We start from the raw sequence: 23,957 nt of genomic DNA on the forward strand, positions 1-23,957 counted from the left end.
GTCCTCAGGTTCCTCTATTTTCAATCCAGATCCATCTGAAAGGACATTTCCGAATGCCCAACGATGACATCATGACCACTAAGGAACTCGCCGATTATCTCAGAATCGCGGAGAAGACGGCCTATCGGTTTGCTTCCGAAGGCAAGGTTCCGGGGTTCAAGGTTGGCAGTGCATGGCGATTTCGCAAGGGCGAGATCGATCGCTGGATCGCCCAGCAGGAACAAGAGGGTAAACAGAAATGACTGGGCAACAACAGCGCGACGAACTTCACCGCCAGATCTGGGCCATCGCAAACGATGTGCGTGGGGCCGTCGATGGCTGGGACTTCAAGCAATTCGTCTTGGGCGCTCTCTTCTACCGCTTTATCAGTGAAAACTTCACCACCTACATCGAAGGCGGCGACCCGAGCGTCAACTACGCCGCCATGCGTGACGCTGACATCCCCGCCGAGGCCGTCGACGACGCGGTGAAGACCAAGGGCTATTTCATCTACCCGTCGCAGCTGTTCACGAACGTGGCCAAATCCGCCAACACAAACGAAAGCCTGAACACGGACCTCGCCGCCGTCTTCAAGGCCATCGAAGGCTCGGCCAATGGCTACCCGTCCGAGCAAGACATCAAAGGCCTGTTCTCCGATTTCGACACCACCAGCAACCGCCTTGGCAACACCGTCGCCCAAAAGAACGACCGCCTTGCTAAGGTTCTCAAAGGCGTCGAGGGGCTCAAGCTCGACTTTGCGGATGCGCAGGGCGACCCCTTCGGCGATGCCTATGAATTCCTGATCTCCAACTATGCCGCCAACGCGGGCAAATCGGGCGGCGAGTTCTTCACCCCGCAGCACGTGTCCAAGCTGATCGCGCAACTCGCCATGCACGGCCAAACCCGCGTCAACAAGATCTACGACCCCGCCTGTGGCTCTGGCTCATTGCTCTTGCAGGCCAAAAAGCACTTCGACGACCACATCATCGAAGGCGGCTTCTTCGGCCAGGAAATCAATTACACCACCTACAACCTCGCCCGCATGAACATGTTCTTGCACAATGTGAACTACGACAAGTTCAACATCCAGCACGGCAACACGCTGGAAGACCCGCATTTCCTCGATGATGTGCCCTTTGACGCCATCGTCTCAAACCCGCCCTATTCGGTCAAATGGAAGGGCTCGGACGATCCCACCCTGATCAATGATGAACGCTTTGCCCCCGCGGGCGTCTTGGCCCCGAAATCCAAGGCCGACTTTGCCTTTGTGCTGCACGCGCTGCATTACCTGTCGGGCCGTGGCCGGGCGGCGATTGTCTGCTTCCCGGGCATCTTCTATCGCGGCGGGGCGGAGCAGAAGATCCGCCAGTATCTGGTCGACAACAACTATGTCGAAACCGTCATCGCGCTGGCGCCGAACCTGTTTTTCGGAACCACCATCGCGGTGACGATCCTTGTGCTGGCCAAGAACAAGACCGGCACGGATGTGCAATTCATTGATGCCAGCGGAGAGGCCTTCTTCCGCAAAAGCACCAACACCAACCTGATGGACGATCCCCATATCGCCGAGGTGCTGCGCCTGTTTGCCAGCAAAGAGGCGGTGCCCCATGTGGCGCAGAACATTCCGCAGCAAACGATCATGGACAATGACTACAACCTGTCGGTCAGCGCCTATGTGGAGCCGAAGGATACCCGTGAGGTGACGAATATCGTCAAGCTGAACGCCGATATTGTGACAACGGTGGCGCGGATCAACGATCTGCGCGCGCAGATCGACGCGATCGTGGCGGAGATCGAGGCGTGAGCGGTTCGGGGTATCTGGAGCGTCTGTTGGACGGGGCGGCAGTGGAATGGGTGCCGTTGGGGAGCGACACCTTTTTTGAAGTTGCAAACAATGCGCGGCGACCTGTTAAGGCATCTCTTCGTGAAACAGGGGCAACTCCTTACTATGGTGCAAATAACATTCAAGACTATGTCGATGGCTTCACACACGATGGCGAGTATGTTTTGATCGCGGAAGATGGCTCTGCCAGCTTAGAAAACTACTCGGTTCAATACGCCGTTGGTAGATTTTGGGCGAATAACCATGTTCATGTTGTTCGGGGCACTGACGCAGTTAACACCTGTTTTCTTTTTCACTTGCTGCGCACCGTCAACTTTCAACCCTATTTGACTGGAGGCGGCAGGGCCAAATTGACGAAGGGGCAACTCGTTGAAATACCCATCCCCATCCCCTGCCCAGAAAACCCGCAGAAGTCTCTGGCGATTCAGGCCGAGATTGTGCGGATATTGGACGCTTTCACCGCGCTTACCGCAGAGCTTACCGCAGAGCTTACCGCCCGCAAAACCCAATACAACCACTACTGCAACCAACTGCTGAACTTTGACAGCACAGAGGTGGAGTGGAAGACGCTGGGGGAAATAGTCGGCACAATAAAAACTGGCAAACTGAACGCCAATGCGATGGTTGAAAACGGCAAATATCCGTTTTTTACCTGCGACTCCAAGCCGTTCAAGATTGACACCTTTGCTTTCGACACTGAGGCTATCATCGTGTCAGGCAATGGTAGCCAAGTTGGTCACATCAATTATTACAACGGCAAGTTCAACGCATATCAGCGAACTTACATTTTGGCCGATTGCATTCAAGAAATGACCATTAGTTTTCTGCTCACCTACCTGAAAGCATTCCTTAGACCCTACATTATGCAGCACTCGAAAAAGGGCTCCGTGCCTTATATAACAATGCCAATGTTGGAACGGTTTGCAGTCCCAGTCCCGTCCCTCGCCGAACAAGCCCGCATCGTCGCTATTGTCGACAAGTTCGACACGCTGACCACCTCGCTCACCGAGGGCCTGCCGCGCGAAATCGCGCTGCGGCAAAAGCAGTATGAATACTACCGCAGTCTGCTGCTGAGCTTTCCCAAGGGGGATCAGGCATGACCAAAACCCTTGATGAGATAGCCAAGCAACTGCGCGATGCGAATAAAAAGCTCCAACTGATCTATGCCTTCAACGGCACCGGCAAAACCCGCCTGTCCCGCGCGATGAAGACTCTGATTGCCCCCAAGATCGAAGGCGACGACACCCCCGCCCGTAACAAGATCCTCTACTACAGCGCCTTCACCGAAGACCTGTTCTACTGGGATAATGACCTAGCGGATGAAGGCGAACCCAAGTTAATGATCCAGTCGAATACTTTCACTGACTGGATTTTGGGAGAGCAAGGCAAGGGCAATGACGTCATTGCGAACTTTCAGCACTACACCAACAAAAATCTGACACCAGTCTTCATGGAGAAGGACGGAAAGAAACCTGGCGAAAAGACCTACCCTTCGGTCACGTTCTCCATAGCCACGGGTGATGACGAGGCCACGACAGGCATCAAAATTTCAAAAGGCGAAGAAAGCAACTTCATCTGGAGTATCTTTTTTACGTTGATTGAAGAGGTTGTTTCGGTCCTTAGCGTTCCTGAAGTTGGGGACCGAAGCACCAACCGGTTCGACACACTCGAGTATATTTTCATTGATGATCCAGTGAGCTCGCTGGACGACAACCATCTTATAGAACTGGCGCAGACCCTGGCGACGCTCATCAAGGACGCGCCACAGGAAGGACCAAAATTCATTATTACGACCCATAATCCACTGTTTTTCAATGTTCTCTTTAACGCGCTCAAAAATGGCCTAAAGTATCAGTTGTCTCAGAATGACGACGGAACGTTCTCTCTGGATCGTTGGAACACCGACAGCCCGTTTTCATACCATCTGCATTTGATCGAGAAACTTAAGGCCGCATCAGTTGCTGATGGCTTTGAGAAGTATCATTACAACCTTCTGCGAAACGTTTTGGAGAAGACATCGACCTTCATGGGGTACGAGGACTGGGCAGACCTGCTGCCTCGAACGACAGATGGGACAAACGACGCCTATTTGAAACGAATTGTAGATATTTCGAGCCATTCAAAGCACGCTGGAGACGAACAGCCGCACCTTTCAAAAGATGATAAGCGGGTTCTCGGATACCTTCTCAGTGAGACAGCCAACAAGAAATACGAGTTCGCAGATCGATATCGGATGCTCAGAAAGGAAGGGGCAAAAAATGGTTGAGCAGACGAAAACCATCGCGGAAACGAAAAATTTCATTGTTCTCGACAAATACGACCGGATCAACGAGACGTCCAAAGGCTACCAAAGCGAAGACGATCTGGAACGTGAACTGGTGCGGGATCTGGTCGATCAGGGCTATGAATTCCGTCCCGACATCACCTCTTCCAAGGAAATGCTCGCCAACATTCGCGTTCAGTTGCAGGAGCTGAACCGTGTTGTCTTTTCAGATGCCGAATGGTCGCGCTTCGTCGAAACCTATCTGGACAGGCCCAGCGAAGGCATCATCGACAAGACGCGCAAGATCCATGACGATCACATCCATGATTTTGTCTTTGAAGATGGCCGCATTCAGAACATCCATTTGGTCGACAAACGCAACAAGGCCCGCAACAAGCTGCAGGTGATCAAGCAGTTTGAGCAAACCGGCTCTCATGCCAACCGTTATGATGTGACGATTTTGGTGAATGGTCTGCCGATGGTGCAGATCGAGCTGAAGCGGCGCGGCGTTGCCATCCGCGAGGCCTTTAATCAGATCCATCGTTACAGCAAGGAGAGCTTTAACAGCGAGAGTTCGCTTTTTCGGTTCCTGCAGATGTTTATTATCTCGAACGGCACCGACACTCGTTATTTCGCCAACACCACGAAGCGCAACAAAAACAGCTTCGACTTCACGATGAACTGGGCACAGTCCGACAACGGATTGATCAAGGATCTGAAAGACTTTACCGCGACCTTCCTGCAGAAGCGCACGCTGTTGGATGTCTTGTTGCAATATTCCGTTTTCGATGTCAGCGACACCCTGTTGATAATGCGACCGTACCAGATTGCGGCGACGGAGCGCATCCTTTGGAAAATCCGCAGTTCTTATCTGGCCAAAACCTGGGGCAAACCCGAAAGCGGTGGCTTCATTTGGCACACGACAGGGTCCGGTAAGACTCTGACGAGCTTCAAGGCTGCCAGGCTGGCAACCGAACTCGACTTCATCGACAAGGTGTTCTTCGTCGTCGACCGGAAGGATCTCGATTACCAGACGATGAAAGAATATCAGCGGTTTTCGCCCGACAGCGTTAACGGTTCTGACAGCACCGCGGGGTTGAAGCGTAACCTGGACAAGGATGATAACAAGATCATCGTCACCACAATCCAGAAGCTAAACAATCTGATGAAGGCCGAAGCTGATCTTCCGATTTATGGCAAGCAAGTGGTCTTCATCTTCGACGAGTGCCATCGCAGTCAATTCGGTGAAGCACAGAAGAACCTGAGGAAGAAATTCAAAAGGTTCTACCAGTTCGGCTTCACCGGCACGCCGATTTTTCCGGAGAATGCCGCGGGCGCAGAAACCACCGCCAGTGTGTTCGGGCGCGAGCTGCATTCCTACGTTATTACGGATGCCATCCGCGACGAGAAGGTATTGAAGTTCAAGGTCGACTACAACGACGTCCGGCCGCAGTTCAAAGCCATCGAGAGCGAGCAAGACGAGAAAAAACTAAGCGCCGCAGAGAACAAGCAGGCCCTGCAGCATCCCGAACGGATCAAGGAAGTTTCGCAGTACATCCTTAACAATTTTCGCCAGAAGACGCACCGGCTACACGCGGGAAGCAGCGGCTTCAACGCCATGTTCGCGGTCAGCAGCGTGGATGCTGCCAAACTGTATTACGAAACGCTGAACGCGCTGCAGGCCAGCAGCGACAAGCCCCTGAAGATCGCGACGATCTTCTCCTTCGCCGCAAACGAAGAACAAGACGCCGTCGGGGACATCCAGGACGAGAGTTTTGACGTTTCGGCGATGAACAGCAGCGCCAAAGAATTTCTGAATGCGGCGATCCGGGACTACAACGCGTATTTCAAAACAAGTTTCGGCGTCGACGGGCAGAGTTTTCAAAACTATTACCGAGACTTGGCGAAGCGCGTCAAATCCAGAGAAGTCGATCTGCTGATCGTTGTCGGCATGTTCCTGACCGGTTTCGACGCCCCGGCTCTGAACACCTTGTTCGTCGACAAGAACCTTCGCTTCCATGGATTGATACAGGCATTTTCCAGAACGAACCGGATTTACGACGCGACCAAGACCTTTGGCAATATCATCGCCTTCCGTAATCTCGAACAGGCGACTGTCGACGCGATCACGCTTTTCGGGGACAAGAACACCAAGAATGTTGTCTTGGAGAAAAGCTACGACGAATATATGAATGGCTCTCGGGATGAGGAACACGGGAACACCCCACGCGGCCTCATCGATATCGTGAGCGAACTTGAAAGCCGGTTTCCGAACCCTTCAGCGATCGACAAAGAATCCGAAAAAAAGGCCTTTGTAAAACTGTTCGGCGAGTATCTTAGAGCCGAAAACATCCTGCGAAACTACGATGAATTCGCGGCACTGAAAGCTCTACAGGACGTGGATGCATGTAATCCAGAGGCCATAGAAGCCTTCAAGGCGAAGCACTATCTGAATGATGACGTGCTTCATGAAATGCAGAAGATCCATCTGCCGTCTGAGCGCAAAACCCAGGATTACAGGTCCACCTACAACGACATCCGAGACTGGTTGCGCCAAGAGAAGAGCGCGGCTGACAGCGATAAATCTGGCATCGACTGGGATGACGTGGTGTTTGAGGTTGATCTCCTCAAATCGCAGGAGATCAACCTCGAATATATCCTCGAGCTGATCTTTGAGAAGAACAAGAAGTTGAAAGACAAGGCAGGTCTGATCGATGAGGCCCGCCGCGCCATTCGTGGCAGCCTCGGCAACCGGGCGAAAGAGAGCCTAATCGTCGACTTCATCAACCAGACAGACCTTGATCGCCTCGACGACAAGGCAAGCCTGATCGACGCGTTCTTCGCCTTTGCACGGGAAGAGCAACGTCGCGAAGTGGACGAGATCATCACATCAGAAGATCTGAATCCCGAGGCGGCAAAACGTTACATCGAGGTTTCGGTCAAGCGGGAGTTCGCGTCTGAAAATGGGGCCGACCTGAATGCCATATTGCCCGAAATGAGCCCGCTGAACCCAAAGTTTCGGAGCAAGAAGGCGAAGGTATTTGAGAGGATCTCCGATTTTGTCAATAAGTTCAAGGGTGTCGGCGGTGAGATGTGAGTGCGGCGGTCTGAAAAATGATGAACATCGCCGCCGTTCATCCCACATGGACCGAGTGACAGCTCCCCGCCCTCCATGTCGGTCATAACGCAAGCGCGAAGGATTTCTGCGCAGGCGCAGCGACCGACCGCAAGGTCCGCATAACTGCCGGTCGGACCGCGTTTCGGATGCTGCAGCGCCGCAAGGCAGGTCGGAGCCCACAGCGGACGGTTAGCCGTCAATTCTACCCGTCTGGTTACTCAGTGAAGAAGGGCGCAGCAATCTGAGTGGCGCCAACCAAGACCAAGGCGAAGGTTAACCAACCAAGTCTGCGCTGCTGACGTAAGTTGTCTTGATGACGCCTGTCTGCTTCCTCATAGTAATCTAGTGTAGCTAGAGCTTTGGGTGAAAGGGAAAATTGCCCTTTTTTCAGCTCCTCCAAATCGCCGGATGCGACAAGAGAATCGAGAACCAGCCGATAGTATCTCATTTGTTGCTTAAACTCAGGATGCTTCATGATTAGTTGGCCATGTCTGTGTATTAGAAAACTTAATGTAGAAAAATCAGAATGGCCGTGTTCAAGATTCCACTCGTAGGCCCATGTCAAGACCTCTAGTCGATCTTGTCTTGGAAGCCTTTTATTTGGTCCCTTCGCGATTTGTGTGGGTTGCTGGTGGGCGGCGGATTGAATCTTCTACCAGATATTGTGGTCACAACATAAGGCGCGTCTGTCGCGGAGACCTCAAATATCGCAGCGTCAGACGCGCCGAGCCTGTTGAGCTGCGGCAGTTTTTTTGGATAGGGTGAAGCTTCCTGAAACCAGCGGATGAGGAGGTATTCATGGGTCCCGAGACAAGTTTGTTCACGACAGCTCTTGGCCTGCAGGCTCCGTGGAGTGTCACGGACGTACGTTTTGACGCCAAACTCAAAGAGATCCACTTTGACGTCCGCTTCAAGGCGGGAAGTCGATTTGCTTGTCCCTCCTGTGGCGCGCCCGATCAGCCCGTCCATGACACGCGATCCAGGATCTGGGAACACCTGCGTTTTTTCGAGCACAAGGCTTTCATCCATGCCGATGTGCCACGTGTTGCTTGCAGCCAATGTAGCAAGACCGGACAGGTTCCGGTCCCCTGGGCGCGCAGTGGCAGCGGTTTCAGTCAGTTGTTTGAAGCCTTTGTGATTGCGCTGGTGCGACAGATGCCGGTGAAGGCTGTTGCTGATATGCTTGATGTTGGTGACGATCGCCTCTGGCGGGTTCTTGACCATTACGTGTCGTCAGCGCGAGATCGCGAAGACTTCAGCGCCGTGACCGCCCTTGGGATTGACGAGACAGCTGCGCGCCGCGGGCATAATTACATCACCCTATTTCACGACCTTCTGGCCGGCAGGCTTCTCTTTGCCTGTGAAGGACGTGATGCAAAGACTGTGGCGGCTTTCGGTGAAGATCTGCGCGCCCATGGCGGTGATCCCGATGCCATCTCCGCTGCCTGTATCGATATGAGTAGGGCCTACATTTCTGGCGTCGCAAAGCATCTGCCGAACGCGGATGTTACCTTCGACCCATTCCATGTCATCCAACTGGCCAATGTGGCGCTTGAAGAGGTTCGCCGCGCCGAAGTACGCAGCAGACCTGAGTTGAAACACAGCCGCTGGATGTGGCTCAAGGACAAGAAGAGATGGACGAAGCGGCAGATCACACAGCATCATGATCTATCTCGGATGCACCTGAAAACAGGACGCGCGTTTCGCTTGAAAGAGGCTTTGCGCGACATCTTTGCTGAAGCCGAGTCCAAGGCAGAGGCCGAAGAACGGCTTACCGCCTGGTTTCAATGGGCGCGCCGCAGCAGGCTGCCAGCATTCAAGAAACTCGCTCTGACACTCAAGGCGCACTGGGATGGTATACTTAACGGTTTTGACAGCGATCTGAGCAACGGCGCTGTCGAAGCCATCAACGGCCTCATTCAGGCCGCAAAGGCTCGGGCGCGCGGGTATCGCAAAACCCGCAACCTCATCAACATGTCATACCTCATCGCAGGCAATCTCACCCACTTACCAGCGTCACCCTACCGCACAACATCTTGTGCCACAGGCAAATGAACGGAAACCAAGCCACCCACACAAACCGCGAAATAGCCTTTTATTTGAGTAGACCCAGACACGAAAGCGATAACTCCAGATATCCCTGTTAGCTTTGAACGTCAACAATCCTAACAGGAACTTAAAATAACTTTTATAAATTATTTCAAGCTCTTGTGCGTAGTGTTTTATTTCGACATCAAATAACGGGATGCTCCTGTGTGGAACAGACGCATCCCTACCGCCTCCATTATCGCTCTCGGAAAACCAATATCCTTCTAGGCCATTATTATTCATACGTTTAACGATAAATCGGTCATTCGTGGATTTGCAGAAAAGGCGTATTGTATAATAGTTGCGTTCTCGCATGCGCTGCAAGCCTGACAGTGGAATGATAGCTGGCGCAGGGCGCTTGATTGCATTTTTGATTGCGAAATTTGATATTGAATTTTTCAATCGTACAGGCATCTATTTAGAGTCCAGTCGGGTTGCATTTTTTTATTTAAGATCAGAGGCGCGTCAGTGTCACAAGCTCAAGAAACATGGCTTCAAATAACAGCTTGAAATACATTTTTCGTAGGCGCAATAGTTCAGTTCTTGCTGACACAAAAAACATTCACCGCAAGCGTCCGCTCCGTCCCGATCTCTGCCGGTCACTATGGACAAAAATCTCTGGTCAGAACTGCATGGCCAGAAACGGTGGATTCTGACTGGGACAGAAACGCCTGAGTTATGACCCTTGCCGCCGACGCAAGGAGCCCTGAGCGGTCATCCGCGCTGGACGTTGAGAAAACAGATTGAAGTTCTTATATATGGCAGGCGGGTCAACCCTTGCTGTAATTTTTTGTCGGGCTCATCTTGTGAAAATTTTGTCTTTTGCTGTGGATGTTTTGCTTTTCGTGTCGGTCATCGGAATTCCGATTTTGATCTGGCGCAGGAACCAACGCAGGAAGGACAAAGCCTGATGTGCCATCAATGACACTGCGCCGCCTTACTGCACTTGTTTTCGTATTGCTCAGCATTGCGCTGGCATGGTTGCTGCATTCCGAACCGCATGTCAGGGCGTATCTGTGCCCGGCATGTTCCGGGTTTCGACAGGTTGCGCCGCAGATATATGTCGATCAGCAGGCGACTGACGCGCAAATTGACGCCGCATTGCAGGATCTTGCGGCTGCAGAAGGGATGGTTCTGGATTTCTACCCAGAGCGCATGTCAGATCCGGTCTGGCTGCTTTGCCTGTCGGGTGAGTGCGGAATGCGCAGCCTGCCGCGCCCGCTTGCAATGTTCTACATGAACCTGTTCGTATTTGTATACCCTGACGGGGCCACCCCGACGATCTTGGCGCATGAGCTTGCGCATACGGAATTGCACGAAAGGGTCGGCAGCAATCGGCGGTTCTTCTCACAAGCTGTTCCAACATGGTTTGACGAGGGCCTCGCCGTCTATATCTCACAAGATACCCGCTATCTGGACGTAGAAGATGGCGTAGTCACGGGCTGCACAGCCGGAGATTGGCCGCAACCACCTTCCGATCAGCGAACGTTCCGACGCCTTGGCGCTACCGAGGCGGAGGCGATTTATACGGCTTCAGCCTGTCAGGTGATTGATTGGCTTGGCCACCACGGCGGGGCAGAAGCTGTTGTTTCGTTGTTGGGCGAAATTCGAGCAGGTGACTCCTTTCGCGAATGACCGCAAGGTCCCGCATAACTGCCGGTCGGACCGCGTTTCGGATGCTGCAGCGCCGCAAGGCAGGTCGGAGCCCAAAGCGGACTCACACCGAATTTCAGACTTGTGGTTTCAGGCCCAGCCTTTACCCATATGGCTATGGATGAGCCGCGTAGCGTGACCCTGAATACGACCCTTGTGATCTGGGCCACGCTGGTCGGGGCCTTTATCGGCGTGAAAGCCTATGCGGAGGCCCCGCTCTGGGTCTGGATTGCCGGGGCGCTGTGGCTGGGGCTGGCGATGATCGCGCTGTTGGCCCAGACCAGCCCGCGCGGGCGCGACTATCTGAAGTGTGAGCTGGAAACGGCCAACTACACACAGGTCTATCTTTTCGTCGCCCGGCGGCTGAACGACTGGGTCTGGCGGCGGGTGGGGCGGATGCAGCGGTTGCCGGACGGGACCGTGGCCCCGCCGCCTGAGACGACCGCCATCTGGCCCCTGCTGCGCGCCGCGCTGACCTGGCGTCTGCTGGACCGCGCGCTGCTGATCGCCGTGGCCTATCCGGTGATCGCTCTGATCCTGCCCTGGCTTCTGGGCGGAGATGCGGTGCTGGGGGCGGGGGTGGTGGTATTTCCGGCGGCGGAGTTTTGGCCCGAGCGGGCGCTGGTGCTGGGGCAATTCGCCATCTTGACTGCAGGTTTCGTGGGTCAGAAGCTGTCATCAGCCAGCCCGCGACAGTTCTGGCAAAGTGTCGCGGGCTGGCTGCCCCTGATCGCAGTCGCATTCGCATTCGCATTCGTATTCGTAGTCGCAGGCACATTCGCATTCGCAGTCGGATTCGCAGGCGCATTCGCAGGCGCATTCGTAGTCGCAGTCGCAGTCGCATTCGCATTCGCAGGCGCAGTCGCACGCGCAGTCGTAGGCACATTCGCATTCGCATTCGCATTCGTAGTCCCAGGCGCAGGCGCAGTCGCATTCGCATTCGCAGTCGCAGTCGCAGTCGCAGGCGCATTCGCAGCCACATTCGCATTCGCATTCGCATTCGCAGCCGCATTCGCAGCCGCAGGCGCATTCGCATTCGTAGTCGTAGTCGCATTCGCAGTCGACGGGTTGTGGTCGCGCGGGCGGCGGGGGGCGAGGATGGTATTGCTGGGGGGCGCTTGGGCGCTGGGGTTGCTGGCCATCGTGCTGTTCCTCGATCCTTCGACGTTGCGGGCGGACCGAAAGGCCCTCTTCATCTTCCTCGCCGTCCTGCCCCTGATCAACGGCCTTTTTGACGCGCTGTCCTATGCCATCACCCTCGCCCTGTCGCGCAAGGGGTTGGCCACCCGCTGGGCGCCGGTCTGGGGTCTGATCGACCTTGCGCTGGGGGCGGTGCTGTTCCTCGCCCTTGGCGCGACCATAGTCGCCGTGATCGCCACACTTAACGCCATCGGCACCGCGCCGCTCTATGATCTGGCCGCACTGTTCGCCGGGCTGCGCGCCAGCCCCGGCGACTACTGGTGGCTCTATCTGATCCTGTTTTCCACCCTCGCCCCCACCGCGCTACATCTGATGATTGCCGCGTTGGCGGTGCAGGGCTGGTTCGTGTTCCAGCGCCCCCGCCGCGCCGTGGCGGGTTGGATCGCCGCCGCCCCCACCAGCCACCCGGCGGCGGTGGGCGGGTTTTTTGGTCAGACGATGATCTGGTGGCTGCCGCTGGTCACGCTGGCGGTGTCTGGCTGGGTTCTGTGGCAGTTCATCGGCCCGGCGGCGGGCGCGGCGGGGCTGATCTATCTGGACGCACTGGAAGGGCTGTCGCGCTGGATCGGCGCGATTTGAAGGGTATAAACGATTTTTGCGCGACCGTCCGCAAGGTCCGCATTGCTGCCAGTCAGCCAGGACAAAAACCCTTGGTCAAAAATGGTAGGACAAAAACGGTTCTCTGATTGCGGCTTTGTCAAGCGGGATGGCGATCTGTCCGTTCGGGGTCATGGTTCTCTCCGAGGTCGCGCATTGCGCCTCATGATGGTTTTCGGTGGTGGATCGTCTCCAATGTCGTTTGCGGGGTGGGCAGGCAAGCCTGCGCCCCAACCGTTTTTACGAGATCGATCTACCTCCGTCCCGTCGGGACTTGGCTTCCCGCCTTCTCAGCGGCGGAAATTCAAATCAGGCAGTGGCCTCCTTTGTCCAGTGATAGTCCGCGCCAGATTTCCAGATCGTCAGCATCAGGACTGCGATCTTGCGCGCTGTTGCGACTGCGGCTTTTCGGAACCCGCGTCGTCCGGCCAGTCGCACAGCCCAGCTCTTCAGTGGCGAGAAACGCTTCACCTGGCGGATCAAGCAGGACGCTGCCTCGAACAGCAGTCCGCGCATCGTCCCGTCTCCGCACTTCGACACCCGTCCCGACCAATCCATTTCGCCAGACTGGTGCCTCTTTGGTGTGAGTCCGAGGAACGCGCCAACATCAGATGTCCGATTGAATCGGGTGGGATCGTCGACCAAGGCAATGAAACTGAGCGCGTTCACAGGCCCGACGCCCGGAATGGTCATCAAACGGCGCGCGACGGGGTGCGCCTTGGCTTTTGTTTTCACGACTTTGTCGAGATCATCAGCTGCTTGGCACAGCGTGGCGTGGGCGGTGATGAAGCCGTCCGCAATGGCGCGCAATACCGGGTCAGTTTCGCCAGCTGCGGCAAGCTGATCGCGGAACGCCTGTCTCTGTCGACCCTGACCAATACTGATCATGCGGATGCCAAAGGTTTTTAGGACGCCCCGAATGTGTCCCTCCAAGTCCTTGCGCAAACGGATCAGACGCTCGCGCGCGCCAATCAGGCTGCGGAGCCGATCGGCTTCTTCGCTACGGATATGGACCGGGGTAAACCAGTTGGTGCGCGCGAGCTGCGCCAAGCCTTCGGCATCGGCAGCATCGGACTTGTTGAGCCGGGCTGACAGAGCCTTGTGCGCCTTCCGGGCATCGATGCATGTCGCTGGAAGACCAAGCCTCATCATCCCGCGCTGCAGCCAGATCGAAAGCATCCCGCTCTCATGCACGATCCGATGCGGAGTTAGCGATCTGTTGCGAAACCAACCTGCCACGCCTTCCGGGTCCGCAGGACAAGTCCCGCGCGCGATGGCCTTGCCATCATGATCTACAACGCAGATCGAAATTTCTTTCAGTGACACATCCAAACCAGCATAATGTTCCATAGGTCGTTCTCCTCACGGCTTATATCCATGAGGCCAATATACCGGACCTCGTTCGCCGCTGGAGAGCGACCGCCGCAATCACACCATGTCGTTTCTGGCCCGATACACTACTCTGTCCAGTTGTGACCTTCACCGCTATCTGGCGCTATTTCTTCAGCGGTAAGTGGCGTGCTGAGGGCGAGATCTGACAGAAAAGCAGAGCGGACGTTCGAACGTGATGCCGCGAAAGTTTGGTCTGAGCCCATTGTGAAGGATTGCTGCGGAACAGCGAATGCCCGGTTCTGTGACAGCGGCCAAAAAAAACGTGACGGAAGAAACCTGCGTTTGCCAAGGGTTGCAGAAAAAGTGGTTTTGCTGCTGGACGCACCTATGACCAATGCTACTGCTTTTGGGAGCCGACGAGGCGTCTTGCCATATTGGGCCTTGTATGGTTCGGTTCAATTACGGCGCAACTTACTCCTTGTTGATAAGCGAATGTACTATGAGTTGGTCAAAGCTCGACAATCAGATGAAAAACTACCATAGTGACCTGACATCATTGGTGAAAGTGAGTCCGTTGATGGCAGACCGTCTCGCAACGACAATCGCGAGCGAGGTGCGATTTTTTCAGCCAGATACCAAGCGCGCGATACGCGAAGCTACCCCGATCAAGCTTTCCGCAAGACTGGATGAGCTCAAGTCTTTCCAATATTTTATGGACAGCATGCACATGTCCGGAGGGGATAAAGCACCGCAGGTTGTTCGCGCTCAAGTCATAATCCAAAACTACATCTGCTTTGTTTACCTTAGCGATGCCTGTTTCAATGAACTCAAGAAGGCTTCCAAAGCAGGAACGACCCTCAGGAAATGCGCGAAGTACCTGACTGATAATCCGATCAGAGCGTTCCGCAACGCTATTGCCCATTCAAATTGGACCTACTCCAAAGACAGCTCATCATTGGTTTACTGGGCAAGGAAAGGCGCAGACAGAAACGAACCTCTGGTCGAGCATACGGTGAGCAATGAAACCTTGGCTTTTTGGCAAGCCCTGAGCAGATGCACAGCTTATGCTGCATTTGAAAACTTGTAGTTTCCTTCAAGGATTTGAGACCGGTACAAAAATCACCGTTTGCTGACCTGCCCAAAGCGGACATTGGCGCAGCCGCAGTGAATGCACCCTCCGTCCCGCATTGTGTGAGTTCATGTGCCGTGCAGCGAACGACAGCTATACCGCAGCCGAAGACGCATCGGCGCTCGGTGTCCGTTGCAAGACCCGATAGACGGTCGGCCTCGATACGTCGAACCGCTCTGCCAGATCGCTGATCGAGTAATCACCCGTGTCATACATGCGGCGCAATTCCGTCTGACGGCGATCCGATAGCTTTGGTTTTTTGCCCTTCAACCGTCCCTTGGCACGGGCAATGGCCATGCCTTCCTTGGTGCGCATCCTGACCAGATCAGCCTCGAACTCAGCAAAGGTGGCGAGGATGTTGAAGAACATCTTGCCCATCGGATCGGTCGGGTCATGGACCGATGCGCCCAATGCCAGTTTAACCCCACGCTTCTCCAGTTCATCCGCGATGGCCCGGGCGTCTGGGACCGACCGCGCCAGTCGGTCCAGCTTCGGCACGACAAGCGTGTCCCCTTCACGGACTTCTGCCAGTGCCTGGGCCAGACCTGGCCGCTCCCGGTTCGTGCCAGTTAGGCCATGATCGGTGTAAATCCGGTCTTCCGCCACATCGAGATCGAGGAGCGCAGACCTTTGTGCGGCGAGGTCCTGTTTGTCAGTTGAACAACGGGCATAGCCGATACGAGTTTTAGTCATGGATGCATCCTTGGGCCAGAATTGGCCGAGCTTCATTTTGGTAGTGATCGTATGTAACGCAAAAGGCCCCTCCAATGATATTATAACCGGACCAGTCAAATGAGAATCGTTTTCCGTTGCAAACACTGGGAGCAGTTCGTTGATATTCCGGCGTCCGTTCACCGATCCTCTTACGGACATCTGCGGGAGGCAGGACATGGATGAAGCAATGCGTCGCTTTATTGTTCTCCGTCCTCATATCGAGGATGGTATAGCGCTGGTGGCCGCCGCCCGAGCGGCCGACGTGCCGATCAGGACAGCCCAAAGATGGCTGTCACGTTACAGAGCACAAGGCCTTGATGGATTGAGACGGCGGATGCGGTCCGACGGGAACAAGCGCAAGCTGCCTGATGAACTGGTACGCTTGATCGAAGGGCTGGCTTTGCGCAAACCCCGGCTGTCCTGCGCTGCGATCCACCGGCGGATCGCAGCGGTGGCCAAATCGCGAGGCTGGCCCATTCCATCCTACGGTACGGTCCATTCGATCACCCGGGCACTCGATCCGGCGATGGTCACTCTCGCACAAGAGGGAACGGCAGCCTACCGTGACCGATACGAGCTGATCTACCGCCATCGGGCAAGCACGCCGAATGCGATCTGGCAGGCCGATCACACGATGCTCGACACCGTGATCCTTGATGCCAATGGCAAGGCCGCGCGGCCCTGGCTCACCGCCATCATGGATGACCATTCCCGCGCCATCGCCGGTTACTTTGTCTTTCTGGGCGCCCCCTCAGCGCTACAGACCTCTCTGGCACTCCGGCAAGCCATCTGGCGCAAGCAAAACCCGGACTGGCCGGTCTGTGGCATACCAGATGTGCTTTATGTCGATCATGGAAGCGATTTCACCTCCGAACATCTCGACCAGGCATCTGCCGCCCTGCGGTTTCAGCTGGTATATTCAGCTGTCGCCAGACCGCAGGGGCGCGGAAAAATCGAACGTTTTTTCGGAACCGTAAACACGGAGCTACTGCCGGACTTACCCGGAAATCTGGTGAATGGCAGACCAACGACGCCGCCCTCGGCATTTGGATCACTGGCACCTACAATGCCCGCCGTCACACCGAGACGGGAGTTTCGCCTATCATTTCTTGGCGCGCAGATGGCTGGCTGCCACAGATGCCAGACAGTCTCGAAAGTCTTGACGAGCTGCTGATCATGGTCGCAAAGCCACGCATGGTGCGGCGCGATGGCGTTCACTTTCAGGGTCTGCGTTACATGAGTCCGACGCTGGCTCCTTATGTCGGTGAGAACGTGACAGTGCGCTATGACCCGCGCGATCTCGGCGAGGTCCGGGTGTTCCACAAGAACCGCTTTCTGTGTCGGGCCATTAGCCCTGAACACGCCCATGAGACAGTCACGCTCAAGGACATCCAGACGGCCCGATCTGCCCATCGACGTGCTTTGCGCCAGCAGATCAACGAACGGGTGAAAGTGGTCGCGGAGTATCTACCCAGCGTGTCCCACCGTGAAAAAACCGAACCTGATTTGCGTCAGCGGCGGACGTCGAAACTCCGCACCTATTGGACGGAAGAATGACCATGGCGGGACATCGCACGGGAACCACATGGATGCTGACGCCCACACTACGGTCCAGACGGACCATAACTGGGTTTTTTCGTCAATCGAGCGCGCTCAACCTGCTCACCAGTTGTTGCTGGACTTGCACCAATGCCTTCGTTGCGGAACCACCGACTGCCGCTTCCGCTGCTGATGCTCTGCACCAGTCGACCAATCGCAGCTGACACTCGGCCAAAGACTTCACGCATAAGGCCAAAGCTTCTATGTCGCGCTTTGTCGCCCTCTCGATCCTCTCGGCTGAATGCCTGATGGCTATCGCGGATTCGTTGGATTGCTCGGTCAACCGATTGACGGATCTCAGCAATTCGCGCTCCATAGGGGTCATTTCCATAGCTCAATTCTCCGTTCTTGGTGTCCTGACGCAAAGACGATCCCGTGGCGTCATCAGTGGGCAAGGTTGTTGTGTCACTCCATCCGGCAGTACCAGTACCGTCCCCGCTCCGCCCAACGCCACCACCCTCACTGATTGCTCCAGTCCGTTCTGGGGAGGCCGGATCTCGACCCGTGTCTGAACCGGTCGAGGCATGATCGCGAATACAAGGATCGCTGTTACCACCACCAACACTGCCCCGATCCCCATCGGCATCACTGTAAAGCGCCAATCCCCCTTGCTCCGCCAAAGCTTGTGCCTGTCTTCCATCTCGCGCATCGTTTTCTGGACCTCTTCCGCCTGCGCGAGGACCTCCTTCTGAAGCATCCGCAAGACGTAGCGCGTGCGATCGGCGGCTTCTTTCATATCTTTCTCGGACAATACCTGAACGCCGATTAACTGCCGCTTGAAGGCTTCGTCGAAGTTCCTCAACTCTTCGCTGATCATCGCTTCGGATTCGCGAATCTCTCTCTCGGTCCTCTCTTGAATTTTTTGCAACAAGGAATTCATCGACGCTCCAATCTGAATGAAACAGCCTGTCAGTCAGGCGGTAGGTTTCTGACGTGCCAGTCGATCCGACGCGTCGCATGACAACTTTCGTTGCAGGTTTTGTCGCCGCTTTCTTAGCGGGCCGAGGTGGCTTGATCTCAAGGCCATCCGCCTCAAGCTCAGCCAAGGCGGCAAGAACATCAGCATGATTACGGACCTTGCCTAACTCGATCTTGGTAATCACATGTGCCCGAACCGCATCGCGAACTGCTGTTCGGTCTTTGCTCTCGAAGACATGCCTTAACGTGCGCCGCCGGTCGGGATCGTCCGGGCTGGCCCATCCCTTCAACGAATTCCAATAGTCGCGAAAGGCGTTGAAATAGCTCTCGGACCGGGGTGGAGCAATATTGAAGGCTGCGCCATCGTAGAGTTCTGTGCGCGGCACTACGAAATGCAGTTCAATGTTGCCCTTGTGCAAGTGCTGCACCCACAAGCAGTCGTATTGATCAGCTTCGAGGCCAGCGAATGCCGCGCGCTCGAAGCCATCGATGACTGCGTCCAGTTCGGTTTGCGATGGCCGATCTTCTGATGCGAAAGCGATGACACCACTGCTGTAACGCCATTTGCGGTGAATGCTGTCGATCAATTGAACCGTACGTGCAGCGTCGCCTCGTAAAACTAAGGGATGCGGGTCCCGAATTTCGACCTCACCGGGAATGCGCCGACGCTCGCTATCGTAAGCAGGTACTGCCTTCGCAAGCAGGTAATTAATCGCTGGTCCGCCACCACCTTGGCCATGTGGAAAGAAGCGGATCATCATTGCTCGCTTCCTTCTCGCAGAAGCTGCCCAAGTTGCCGCTCGATCACCGTGAGTTGCGTCAAAATGCCAACCGCTTGAAGGCGCGAACCTGCCCCGCTGTTGGCGTTCACTACCCGCGCGATCTGCGAAAGGTTGTTGCCTGCGAGGGCCAACTGCCGCAACAGCACAGGGTTGACGGTGGCCAAGGGTCGGCGCGGTTGTGGCGGCAATTGATCCAGCAGCCGACGTACCATTGCGGACAGGCTTTCGTCATATTCGTCCGCGAGATCACCCCAGCGCTTCAAATGTGAGACCGTGCACCTCACGCGCAACACGGCATCAAGCTTTTCAGTAGAAATCAGTGAAACCACCTAAGCCTCCACGACTGTCTCTTGGGGTTGGGGTTGAGGGGAAGGGGCATGCCCCTTCCCCCACAAGGTGCGTTGCCGTAGGCACAAGCGTAACCTTGCTATCTTCCTCTCTCGGCCTCGTTGCAGCGGTCATCCTGTACCTCCGGTTTTGATAAGCGCGCTGGTAAGTTCACCGATCAGACGATCCAGAACGGCGACTTCTCTGGCTTCTTTGGAGGCCAACCCAGCGAAAGCGGCAGCAGGGTTTTTGACGGCATAGGCCGATTTTCGCTGCGTATTCCTGTCCGCTACGATTAGGCAAAGCGCAGTTCGCTGTTCCCCGATCTGGATGCACCTATCTCGCCACAAGCTGCTGGAAATACCCAACTCGTGTGCTCGATCATGGGCTGCCCGGGTGATCGACTTCCAATCTGGTGGTGCCCCACACGCATACAGATCAATGTACTCGCCTAACTGTGTTCCAGCCAAAAGTCGCGCGTGGGCTGGGCTGGCATTCAGCCTGCCCACTTCTTTCGGCTTCTCAGCCATACAGGTTTTGTGTTTCTTTTCTTTGTTCGTAATGAGTCGGACATTTTCGTCTGACCGGACGGACATTTCTGGCTGACTGACGACTGTCGAAAAATCAGTGAGCACGGCTTCCAGTGCCTCAGCGACCTCCTGCATTTTTTTGATATCGGTCAACTCGAGGGGGCGACGGCGGGGCAAGATGCTGGTCGCTGCCTCATCCGCGACATCGTTTTCGAGCGCACGTATCTGTCGAAAGAGACTTTGGATGTGCTCACGCAGCCGCTTTTGATCTTCATCTGCCCGGATCTGGCGACTGACCAGCAAACGAATATATTCCGCCTGCTCGATTAGTGGTGCAAGATTGATACCTGCAGCGCGCTTAATCACACCGTCAGATCGGTCACCAGAGCGACTTTTGCGTTCGGGGTAAGTGCGACTGATCAGGCCAGCATCAACAAGCTCAGCCTCGATCCGTCCGATCTGGCGTCTCGACATGCCAAAGATATTTGCAAGCCGCTCCAGCGAATGCCAGATGGCGCAGATTCTGCCGTTCTGGAAGTCGGCTGGCTGGCAGTTCTCAATTGCGAATGCGAGGTATCGGACCGCACCAGTCGATAGGCCAAGCGCGGTCCTTGCTTGCTGCAGCAAGTGTTTCAGCCGGTAGGGCGTGATGTCAGTCGGCAGTCCTCGATGGGTTAAAGTTGCACTCATGACACCACCTGACTTGCCAGAGATGGGCCGCATGAGTATTGTCCGACTGCAGAAGACTTTTCGAATAGGCCGTTGAGGTGAGTGCCAGCTCTCTCAACGGTTTTTCTTTGATCGACATCCCCATATGAGCAGTTCACCCGAGACCGACCGCTCGTTTCGCTTGGTCGACAACGCGGAACAAAGCAGGACTTCCTTGTGTCAGATTTGTGCCTATCGGAAACATGCGTTCCCGCATCGTTCTGCAAAAGGCTGCATTTACCTGCAGAGCAGACACCTTTTCCTATTGCTGATTTTACTGGGGATACGTATGTCCGGCGGTGGGACACCCTTCCCCAACGAAGGGCAAATATCTGGAAGGATACCATGTCTATACCTGTTCAACCGGCAAAGCGCCCGGCTAATTCGCGCTTTTCTTCTGGCCCTTGTGCCAAGATCCCCACATTCTCGCTCGACAAGCTTGCTGACGCGCCTTTGGGCCGCTCGCACCGTGCAAGTGTCGGCAAGGACAAGCTGAAAGCCGCGATTGACGGCACGCGCGAAATTCTGGGCGTGCCCGATGATTGCCGCATCGGCATCGTTCCGGCATCCGACACGGGTGCCGTGGAAATGGCGATGTGGTCACTTTTGGGCGCGCGCAAGACCACAATGGTTGCATGGGAAAGCTTCGGCGCGGGCTGGGTCACAGATGCTGTCAAACAACTGAAGCTGGAGGGCGAGGTCAAGACCGCCGATTATGGGCAGATCGTCGATATGGCCAGCATTGATTATGACACCGATGTTGTTTTCACATGGAATGGCACCACATCCGGCGTGCGTATGCCGCATGGCGACATGATCCCGGCCGACCGCGCAGGGCTGACCATTTGCGATGCCACATCGGCAGCCTTTGCGATGGACCTGCCGTGGGACAAGCTGGATGTCGTGACCTTCTCTTGGCAGAAGGTCATGGGCGGCGAGGCCGCGCATGGCATGCTGATCCTGTCGCCCCGCGCGGTTGAGCGGCTGGAAAGCTACACCCCGCCTTGGCCCATGCCCAAGATTTTCCGCATGACCAAGGGCGGCAAGCTGATTGAAGGCATCTTCAAGGGTGAGACGATCAACACACCGTCCATGCTGGCGGTCGAGGATTATCTGGTTGCGCTGGATTGGGCGCGCGAGATTGGCGGCCTGCCTGCATTGATCGCGCGTTGCGATGCAAATGCAGATGTGATCGCGCAGTTCTGCGCGACACATGACTGGATTGCCAATCTGGCCGATGACCCCGCTACAGCATCGACCACCAGTGTTTGCCTGAAATTCACAGACCCCGGCATTGCCGATGGTGCCGCTTTCGCCAAGGCCGTTGCAAAACGGCTGGAGAAAGAAGGCGTGGCACTGGACATTGGTGCCTATCGTGACGCGCCTGCGGGCCTGCGCATCTGGTGCGGGGCCACGGTCGAGACGGCGGATATCGCGGCGCTGATGCCTTGGCTGGACTGGGCCTATCACGCAGAGCGCGCCGCATTGGCTGACGCTGCCTGAACAGAGCATAGCGGCGGGCCTGCCCCGCCCCTTTTTCCCCTATCCCTTCATTCAAGGAGCCACATCAATGGCACCCAAAGTTCTCGTATCCGACAAACTCTCTGAAACCGCCGTCCAGATTTTCCGCGATCGCGGGATCGACGTGGATTACCTGCCCGATCTGGGCAAGGACAAAGAAAAGCTGCTCGACGTCATCAACCAGTATGACGGGCTTGCCATCCGTTCGGCCACCAAGGTTACGGAAAAGCTGCTGGAGGCGGCCACCAACCTGAAAGTTGTGGGCCGTGCGGGCATTGGCGTGGACAATGTCGATATTCCCGCCGCCTCGAAAAAAGGGGTGATCGTGATGAACACGCCTTTTGGCAACTCGGTCACGACTGCGGAACATGCCATTTCGCTGATGATGGCCGTGGCGCGCCAGATCCCCGAAGCCAACGCCTCGACCCATGCCGGAAAATGGGAAAAGTCGCGCTTTATGGGGGTTGAGCTGACCGCCAAGACGCTGGGTGTGATCGGGGCAGGCAATATCGGCGGCATCGTGTGCGACCGCGCACTGGGGCTGAAGATGAAGGTTGTGGCCTATGACCCCTTCCTGTCCGAGGAGCGTGCGACCAAACTGGGTGTCACCAAGGTGGATCTGGACACGCTGCTGGCGCGGGCGGATTTCATCACCCTGCATGTGCCGCTGACCGACAAAACCCGCAACATCCTGTCCGCCGAGAATATCGCCAAGACGAAAAAAGGTGTGCGCATCGTCAACTGTGCGCGGGGCGGGTTGATCGACGAGGACGCTTTGGCCGCAGCGCTGAAATCCGGCCACGTGGCGGGTGCGGCACTGGATGTGTTCGCGGTGGAACCTGCCACCGAAAGCCCGCTGTTTGGGATGCCCAATGTGGTTGTCACCCCGCATCTGGGCGCATCGACCACAGAAGCGCAGGAAAATGTCGCCCTGCAAGTGGCAGAGCAGATGTCCGATTACCTGCTGTCAGGGGCGGTGCAGAACGCGCTGAACATGCCTTCCGTCACGGCAGAAGAAGCGCGGATTATGGGGCCATGGCTGAAACTGGCGGCACATCTGGGCGCATTCGCAGGACAGATGACAGACGAGCCGATCAAGGCGATCAACATCCTTTATGATGGTAAGGTTTCGGAAATGAACCTTGACGCATTGGGCTGCGGCGTGATCGCAGGCATCATGAAGGCCACCAATCCAGACGTGAATATGGTTTCTGCCCCCGTGGTCGCCAAGGAACGCGGCATCAAGATTTCGACCACGACACAGGCGAAATCGGGCGTGTTTGATGCCTATATCAAACTGACCGTTGTGACCGATACGCGCGAACGCTCGATTGCGGGCACGGTCTTCTCGGATGGCAAGCCGCGCTTCATCCAGATCAAGGGCATCACGCTTGACGCAGAGGTCGGCAATCACATGCTCTATACCACCAATGAGGATGTGCCCGGCATTATCGGCACCTTGGGCAACACGATGGGCGAGAACGGCGTCAATATCGCCAACTTTACGCTTGGTCGCTCCGAAGCTGGCAAGAATGCGATTGCGCTTTTGTATCTGGATGCGCCTGCGCCTGATCCTGTGCTGGAGAAGCTGCGCGCCACCGGCATGTTCCAGCAGGTGCGCCCGCTGGTATTTGATGTCGCCTGAGACAGACACAC

19 protein-coding genes are annotated in these 23,957 nt (G+C 55.7%); 13 read left to right on the plus strand and 6 right to left on the minus strand.

Translation table 11 applies throughout. The features are described 5' to 3' along the window. The first annotated feature begins 53 nt into the window (after positions 1–53). The 5 genes from BD293_RS11040 to BD293_RS11060 are packed head-to-tail and all read left to right on the plus strand — an operon-like array spanning position 54 to position 7,182. Entirely contained in the window at positions 54–242 is a 189-nt protein-coding gene (locus BD293_RS11040; protein ID WP_074556260.1) for a helix-turn-helix domain-containing protein, read from the plus strand. After that, positions 239–1,783, plus strand: coding sequence for a type I restriction-modification system subunit M (locus tag BD293_RS11045; RefSeq protein WP_142081671.1), 1,545 nt, complete (start codon positions 239–241; stop codon positions 1,781–1,783). Before BD293_RS11040 ends, BD293_RS11045 begins: the two co-directional genes overlap by 4 nt. Beyond that, positions 1,780–2,922: a restriction endonuclease subunit S gene (locus BD293_RS11050; protein WP_142081673.1), complete on the plus strand. Its 1,143-nt coding sequence runs from the start codon at positions 1,780–1,782 to the stop codon at positions 2,920–2,922. Before BD293_RS11045 ends, BD293_RS11050 begins: the two co-directional genes overlap by 4 nt. Beyond that, positions 2,919–4,088: an AAA family ATPase gene (locus BD293_RS11055; protein WP_142081676.1), complete on the plus strand. Its 1,170-nt coding sequence runs from the start codon at positions 2,919–2,921 to the stop codon at positions 4,086–4,088. Before BD293_RS11050 ends, BD293_RS11055 begins: the two co-directional genes overlap by 4 nt. Then, positions 4,081–7,182 carry a type I restriction endonuclease subunit R gene (locus BD293_RS11060; RefSeq protein WP_142081678.1) on the plus strand — a complete coding sequence of 1,034 codons (3,102 nt, stop codon included), beginning with the start codon at positions 4,081–4,083 and terminating at the stop codon, positions 7,180–7,182. The genes BD293_RS11055 and BD293_RS11060 overlap by 8 nt, the downstream gene beginning before the upstream one ends. A gap of 235 nt (positions 7,183–7,417) precedes the next feature. On the opposite strand, the gene BD293_RS11065 is transcribed toward BD293_RS11060, so the two are convergent. Continuing rightward, positions 7,418–7,678, minus strand: coding sequence for a hypothetical protein (locus tag BD293_RS11065; protein ID WP_142081681.1), 261 nt, complete (start codon positions 7,676–7,678; stop codon positions 7,418–7,420). Positions 7,679–8,001: 323 nt separating this feature from the next. Here BD293_RS11065 and BD293_RS11070 point away from each other — a divergent pair, with 323 nt between their 5' ends. From BD293_RS11070 to BD293_RS11080, 3 genes are all read left to right on the plus strand, one after another. Next, complete coding sequence (locus BD293_RS11070) at positions 8,002–9,258, plus strand: ISL3 family transposase (protein WP_142079999.1); 1,257 nt, start codon at positions 8,002–8,004, stop codon at positions 9,256–9,258. A 954-nt stretch (positions 9,259–10,212) separates the two neighbouring features. Beyond that, entirely contained in the window at positions 10,213–10,926 is a 714-nt protein-coding gene (locus tag BD293_RS11075) for a hypothetical protein (RefSeq protein ID WP_142081683.1), read from the plus strand. 153 nt (positions 10,927–11,079) lie between these two features. Then, complete coding sequence (locus BD293_RS11080; protein ID WP_142081685.1) at positions 11,080–12,723, plus strand: hypothetical protein; 1,644 nt, start codon at positions 11,080–11,082, stop codon at positions 12,721–12,723. Positions 12,724–13,050: 327 nt separating this feature from the next. Here BD293_RS11080 and BD293_RS11085 read toward each other — a convergent pair whose 3' ends face one another. Continuing rightward, on the minus strand, positions 13,051–14,091 hold the full coding sequence (locus BD293_RS11085; protein ID WP_142081688.1) for an IS110 family RNA-guided transposase: 1,041 nt from the start codon (positions 14,089–14,091) through the stop codon (positions 13,051–13,053). A gap of 481 nt (positions 14,092–14,572) precedes the next feature. On the opposite strand from BD293_RS11085, the gene BD293_RS11090 reads away from it, so the two are divergent. Further along, positions 14,573–15,160: a hypothetical protein gene (locus tag BD293_RS11090; RefSeq protein WP_142081690.1), complete on the plus strand. Its 588-nt coding sequence runs from the start codon at positions 14,573–14,575 to the stop codon at positions 15,158–15,160. A 135-nt stretch (positions 15,161–15,295) separates the two neighbouring features. Here BD293_RS11090 and BD293_RS11095 read toward each other — a convergent pair whose 3' ends face one another. Further along, entirely contained in the window at positions 15,296–15,895 is a 600-nt protein-coding gene (locus BD293_RS11095; RefSeq protein ID WP_142081692.1) for a recombinase family protein, read from the minus strand. 196 nt (positions 15,896–16,091) lie between these two features. Here BD293_RS11095 and BD293_RS11100 point away from each other — a divergent pair, with 196 nt between their 5' ends. Beyond that, positions 16,092–17,090 carry a helix-turn-helix domain-containing protein gene (locus BD293_RS11100; protein WP_211841015.1) on the plus strand — a complete coding sequence of 333 codons (999 nt, stop codon included), beginning with the start codon at positions 16,092–16,094 and terminating at the stop codon, positions 17,088–17,090. Next, the gene (locus BD293_RS22935) at positions 17,054–17,473 is read left to right on the plus strand and encodes a Mu transposase C-terminal domain-containing protein (protein WP_211841016.1); all 420 of its coding nucleotides are present in this window, start codon (positions 17,054–17,056) and stop codon (positions 17,471–17,473) included. Before BD293_RS11100 ends, BD293_RS22935 begins: the two co-directional genes overlap by 37 nt. Positions 17,474–17,520: 47 nt before the next feature. On the opposite strand, the gene BD293_RS11105 is transcribed toward BD293_RS22935, so the two are convergent. The 3 genes from BD293_RS11105 to BD293_RS11115 all read right to left on the minus strand — a co-directional run bounded on the left by BD293_RS11105 (position 17,521) and on the right by BD293_RS11115 (position 20,762). Next, the gene (locus BD293_RS11105) at positions 17,521–19,194 is read right to left on the minus strand and encodes a relaxase/mobilization nuclease domain-containing protein (protein WP_142081695.1); all 1,674 of its coding nucleotides are present in this window, start codon (positions 19,192–19,194) and stop codon (positions 17,521–17,523) included. Next, positions 19,191–19,544: a plasmid mobilization relaxosome protein MobC gene (gene mobC / locus BD293_RS11110; RefSeq protein WP_142081697.1), complete on the minus strand. Its 354-nt coding sequence runs from the start codon at positions 19,542–19,544 to the stop codon at positions 19,191–19,193. Before mobC ends, BD293_RS11105 begins: the two co-directional genes overlap by 4 nt. 129 nt (positions 19,545–19,673) lie before the next feature. Further along, the gene (locus BD293_RS11115; RefSeq protein ID WP_170207115.1) at positions 19,674–20,762 is read right to left on the minus strand and encodes a helix-turn-helix domain-containing protein; all 1,089 of its coding nucleotides are present in this window, start codon (positions 20,760–20,762) and stop codon (positions 19,674–19,676) included. A gap of 363 nt (positions 20,763–21,125) precedes the next feature. Here BD293_RS11115 and BD293_RS11120 point away from each other — a divergent pair, with 363 nt between their 5' ends. Beyond that, complete coding sequence (locus tag BD293_RS11120; protein ID WP_142081702.1) at positions 21,126–22,283, plus strand: phosphoserine transaminase; 1,158 nt, start codon at positions 21,126–21,128, stop codon at positions 22,281–22,283. Positions 22,284–22,350: 67 nt separating this feature from the next. After that, complete coding sequence (gene serA, locus BD293_RS11125; protein WP_142081705.1) at positions 22,351–23,946, plus strand: phosphoglycerate dehydrogenase; 1,596 nt, start codon at positions 22,351–22,353, stop codon at positions 23,944–23,946. Positions 23,947–23,957: the final 11 nt, after the last annotated feature.

This window comes from Roseinatronobacter monicus (assembly GCF_006716865.1).
Taxonomy (GTDB): domain Bacteria; phylum Pseudomonadota; class Alphaproteobacteria; order Rhodobacterales; family Rhodobacteraceae; genus Roseinatronobacter; species Roseinatronobacter monicus.

Coding starts and splice junctions, on each gene's coding strand:
- BD293_RS11040 (WP_074556260.1), top strand. CDS start 54: ATGCCCAACGATGACATCATGACCACTAAGGAACTCGCCGATTATCTC.
- BD293_RS11045 (WP_142081671.1), top strand. CDS start 239: ATGACTGGGCAACAACAGCGCGACGAACTTCACCGCCAGATCTGGGCC.
- BD293_RS11055 (WP_142081676.1), top strand. CDS start 2,919: ATGACCAAAACCCTTGATGAGATAGCCAAGCAACTGCGCGATGCGAAT.
- BD293_RS11060 (WP_142081678.1), top strand. CDS start 4,081: ATGGTTGAGCAGACGAAAACCATCGCGGAAACGAAAAATTTCATTGTT.
- BD293_RS11065 (WP_142081681.1), bottom strand. CDS start 7,678: ATGAAGCATCCTGAGTTTAAGCAACAAATGAGATACTATCGGCTGGTT.
- BD293_RS11070 (WP_142079999.1), top strand. CDS start 8,002: ATGGGTCCCGAGACAAGTTTGTTCACGACAGCTCTTGGCCTGCAGGCT.
- BD293_RS11075 (WP_142081683.1), top strand. CDS start 10,213: ATGACACTGCGCCGCCTTACTGCACTTGTTTTCGTATTGCTCAGCATT.
- BD293_RS11085 (WP_142081688.1), bottom strand. CDS start 14,091: ATGGAACATTATGCTGGTTTGGATGTGTCACTGAAAGAAATTTCGATC.
- BD293_RS11090 (WP_142081690.1), top strand. CDS start 14,573: ATGAGTTGGTCAAAGCTCGACAATCAGATGAAAAACTACCATAGTGAC.
- BD293_RS11095 (WP_142081692.1), bottom strand. CDS start 15,895: ATGACTAAAACTCGTATCGGCTATGCCCGTTGTTCAACTGACAAACAG.
- BD293_RS11100 (WP_211841015.1), top strand. CDS start 16,092: ATGGATGAAGCAATGCGTCGCTTTATTGTTCTCCGTCCTCATATCGAG.
- BD293_RS22935 (WP_211841016.1), top strand. CDS start 17,054: ATGCCAGACAGTCTCGAAAGTCTTGACGAGCTGCTGATCATGGTCGCA.
- BD293_RS11105 (WP_142081695.1), bottom strand. CDS start 19,194: ATGATGATCCGCTTCTTTCCACATGGCCAAGGTGGTGGCGGACCAGCG.
- BD293_RS11115 (WP_170207115.1), bottom strand. CDS start 20,762: ATGAGTGCAACTTTAACCCATCGAGGACTGCCGACTGACATCACGCCC.
- BD293_RS11120 (WP_142081702.1), top strand. CDS start 21,126: ATGTCTATACCTGTTCAACCGGCAAAGCGCCCGGCTAATTCGCGCTTT.
- serA (WP_142081705.1), top strand. CDS start 22,351: ATGGCACCCAAAGTTCTCGTATCCGACAAACTCTCTGAAACCGCCGTC.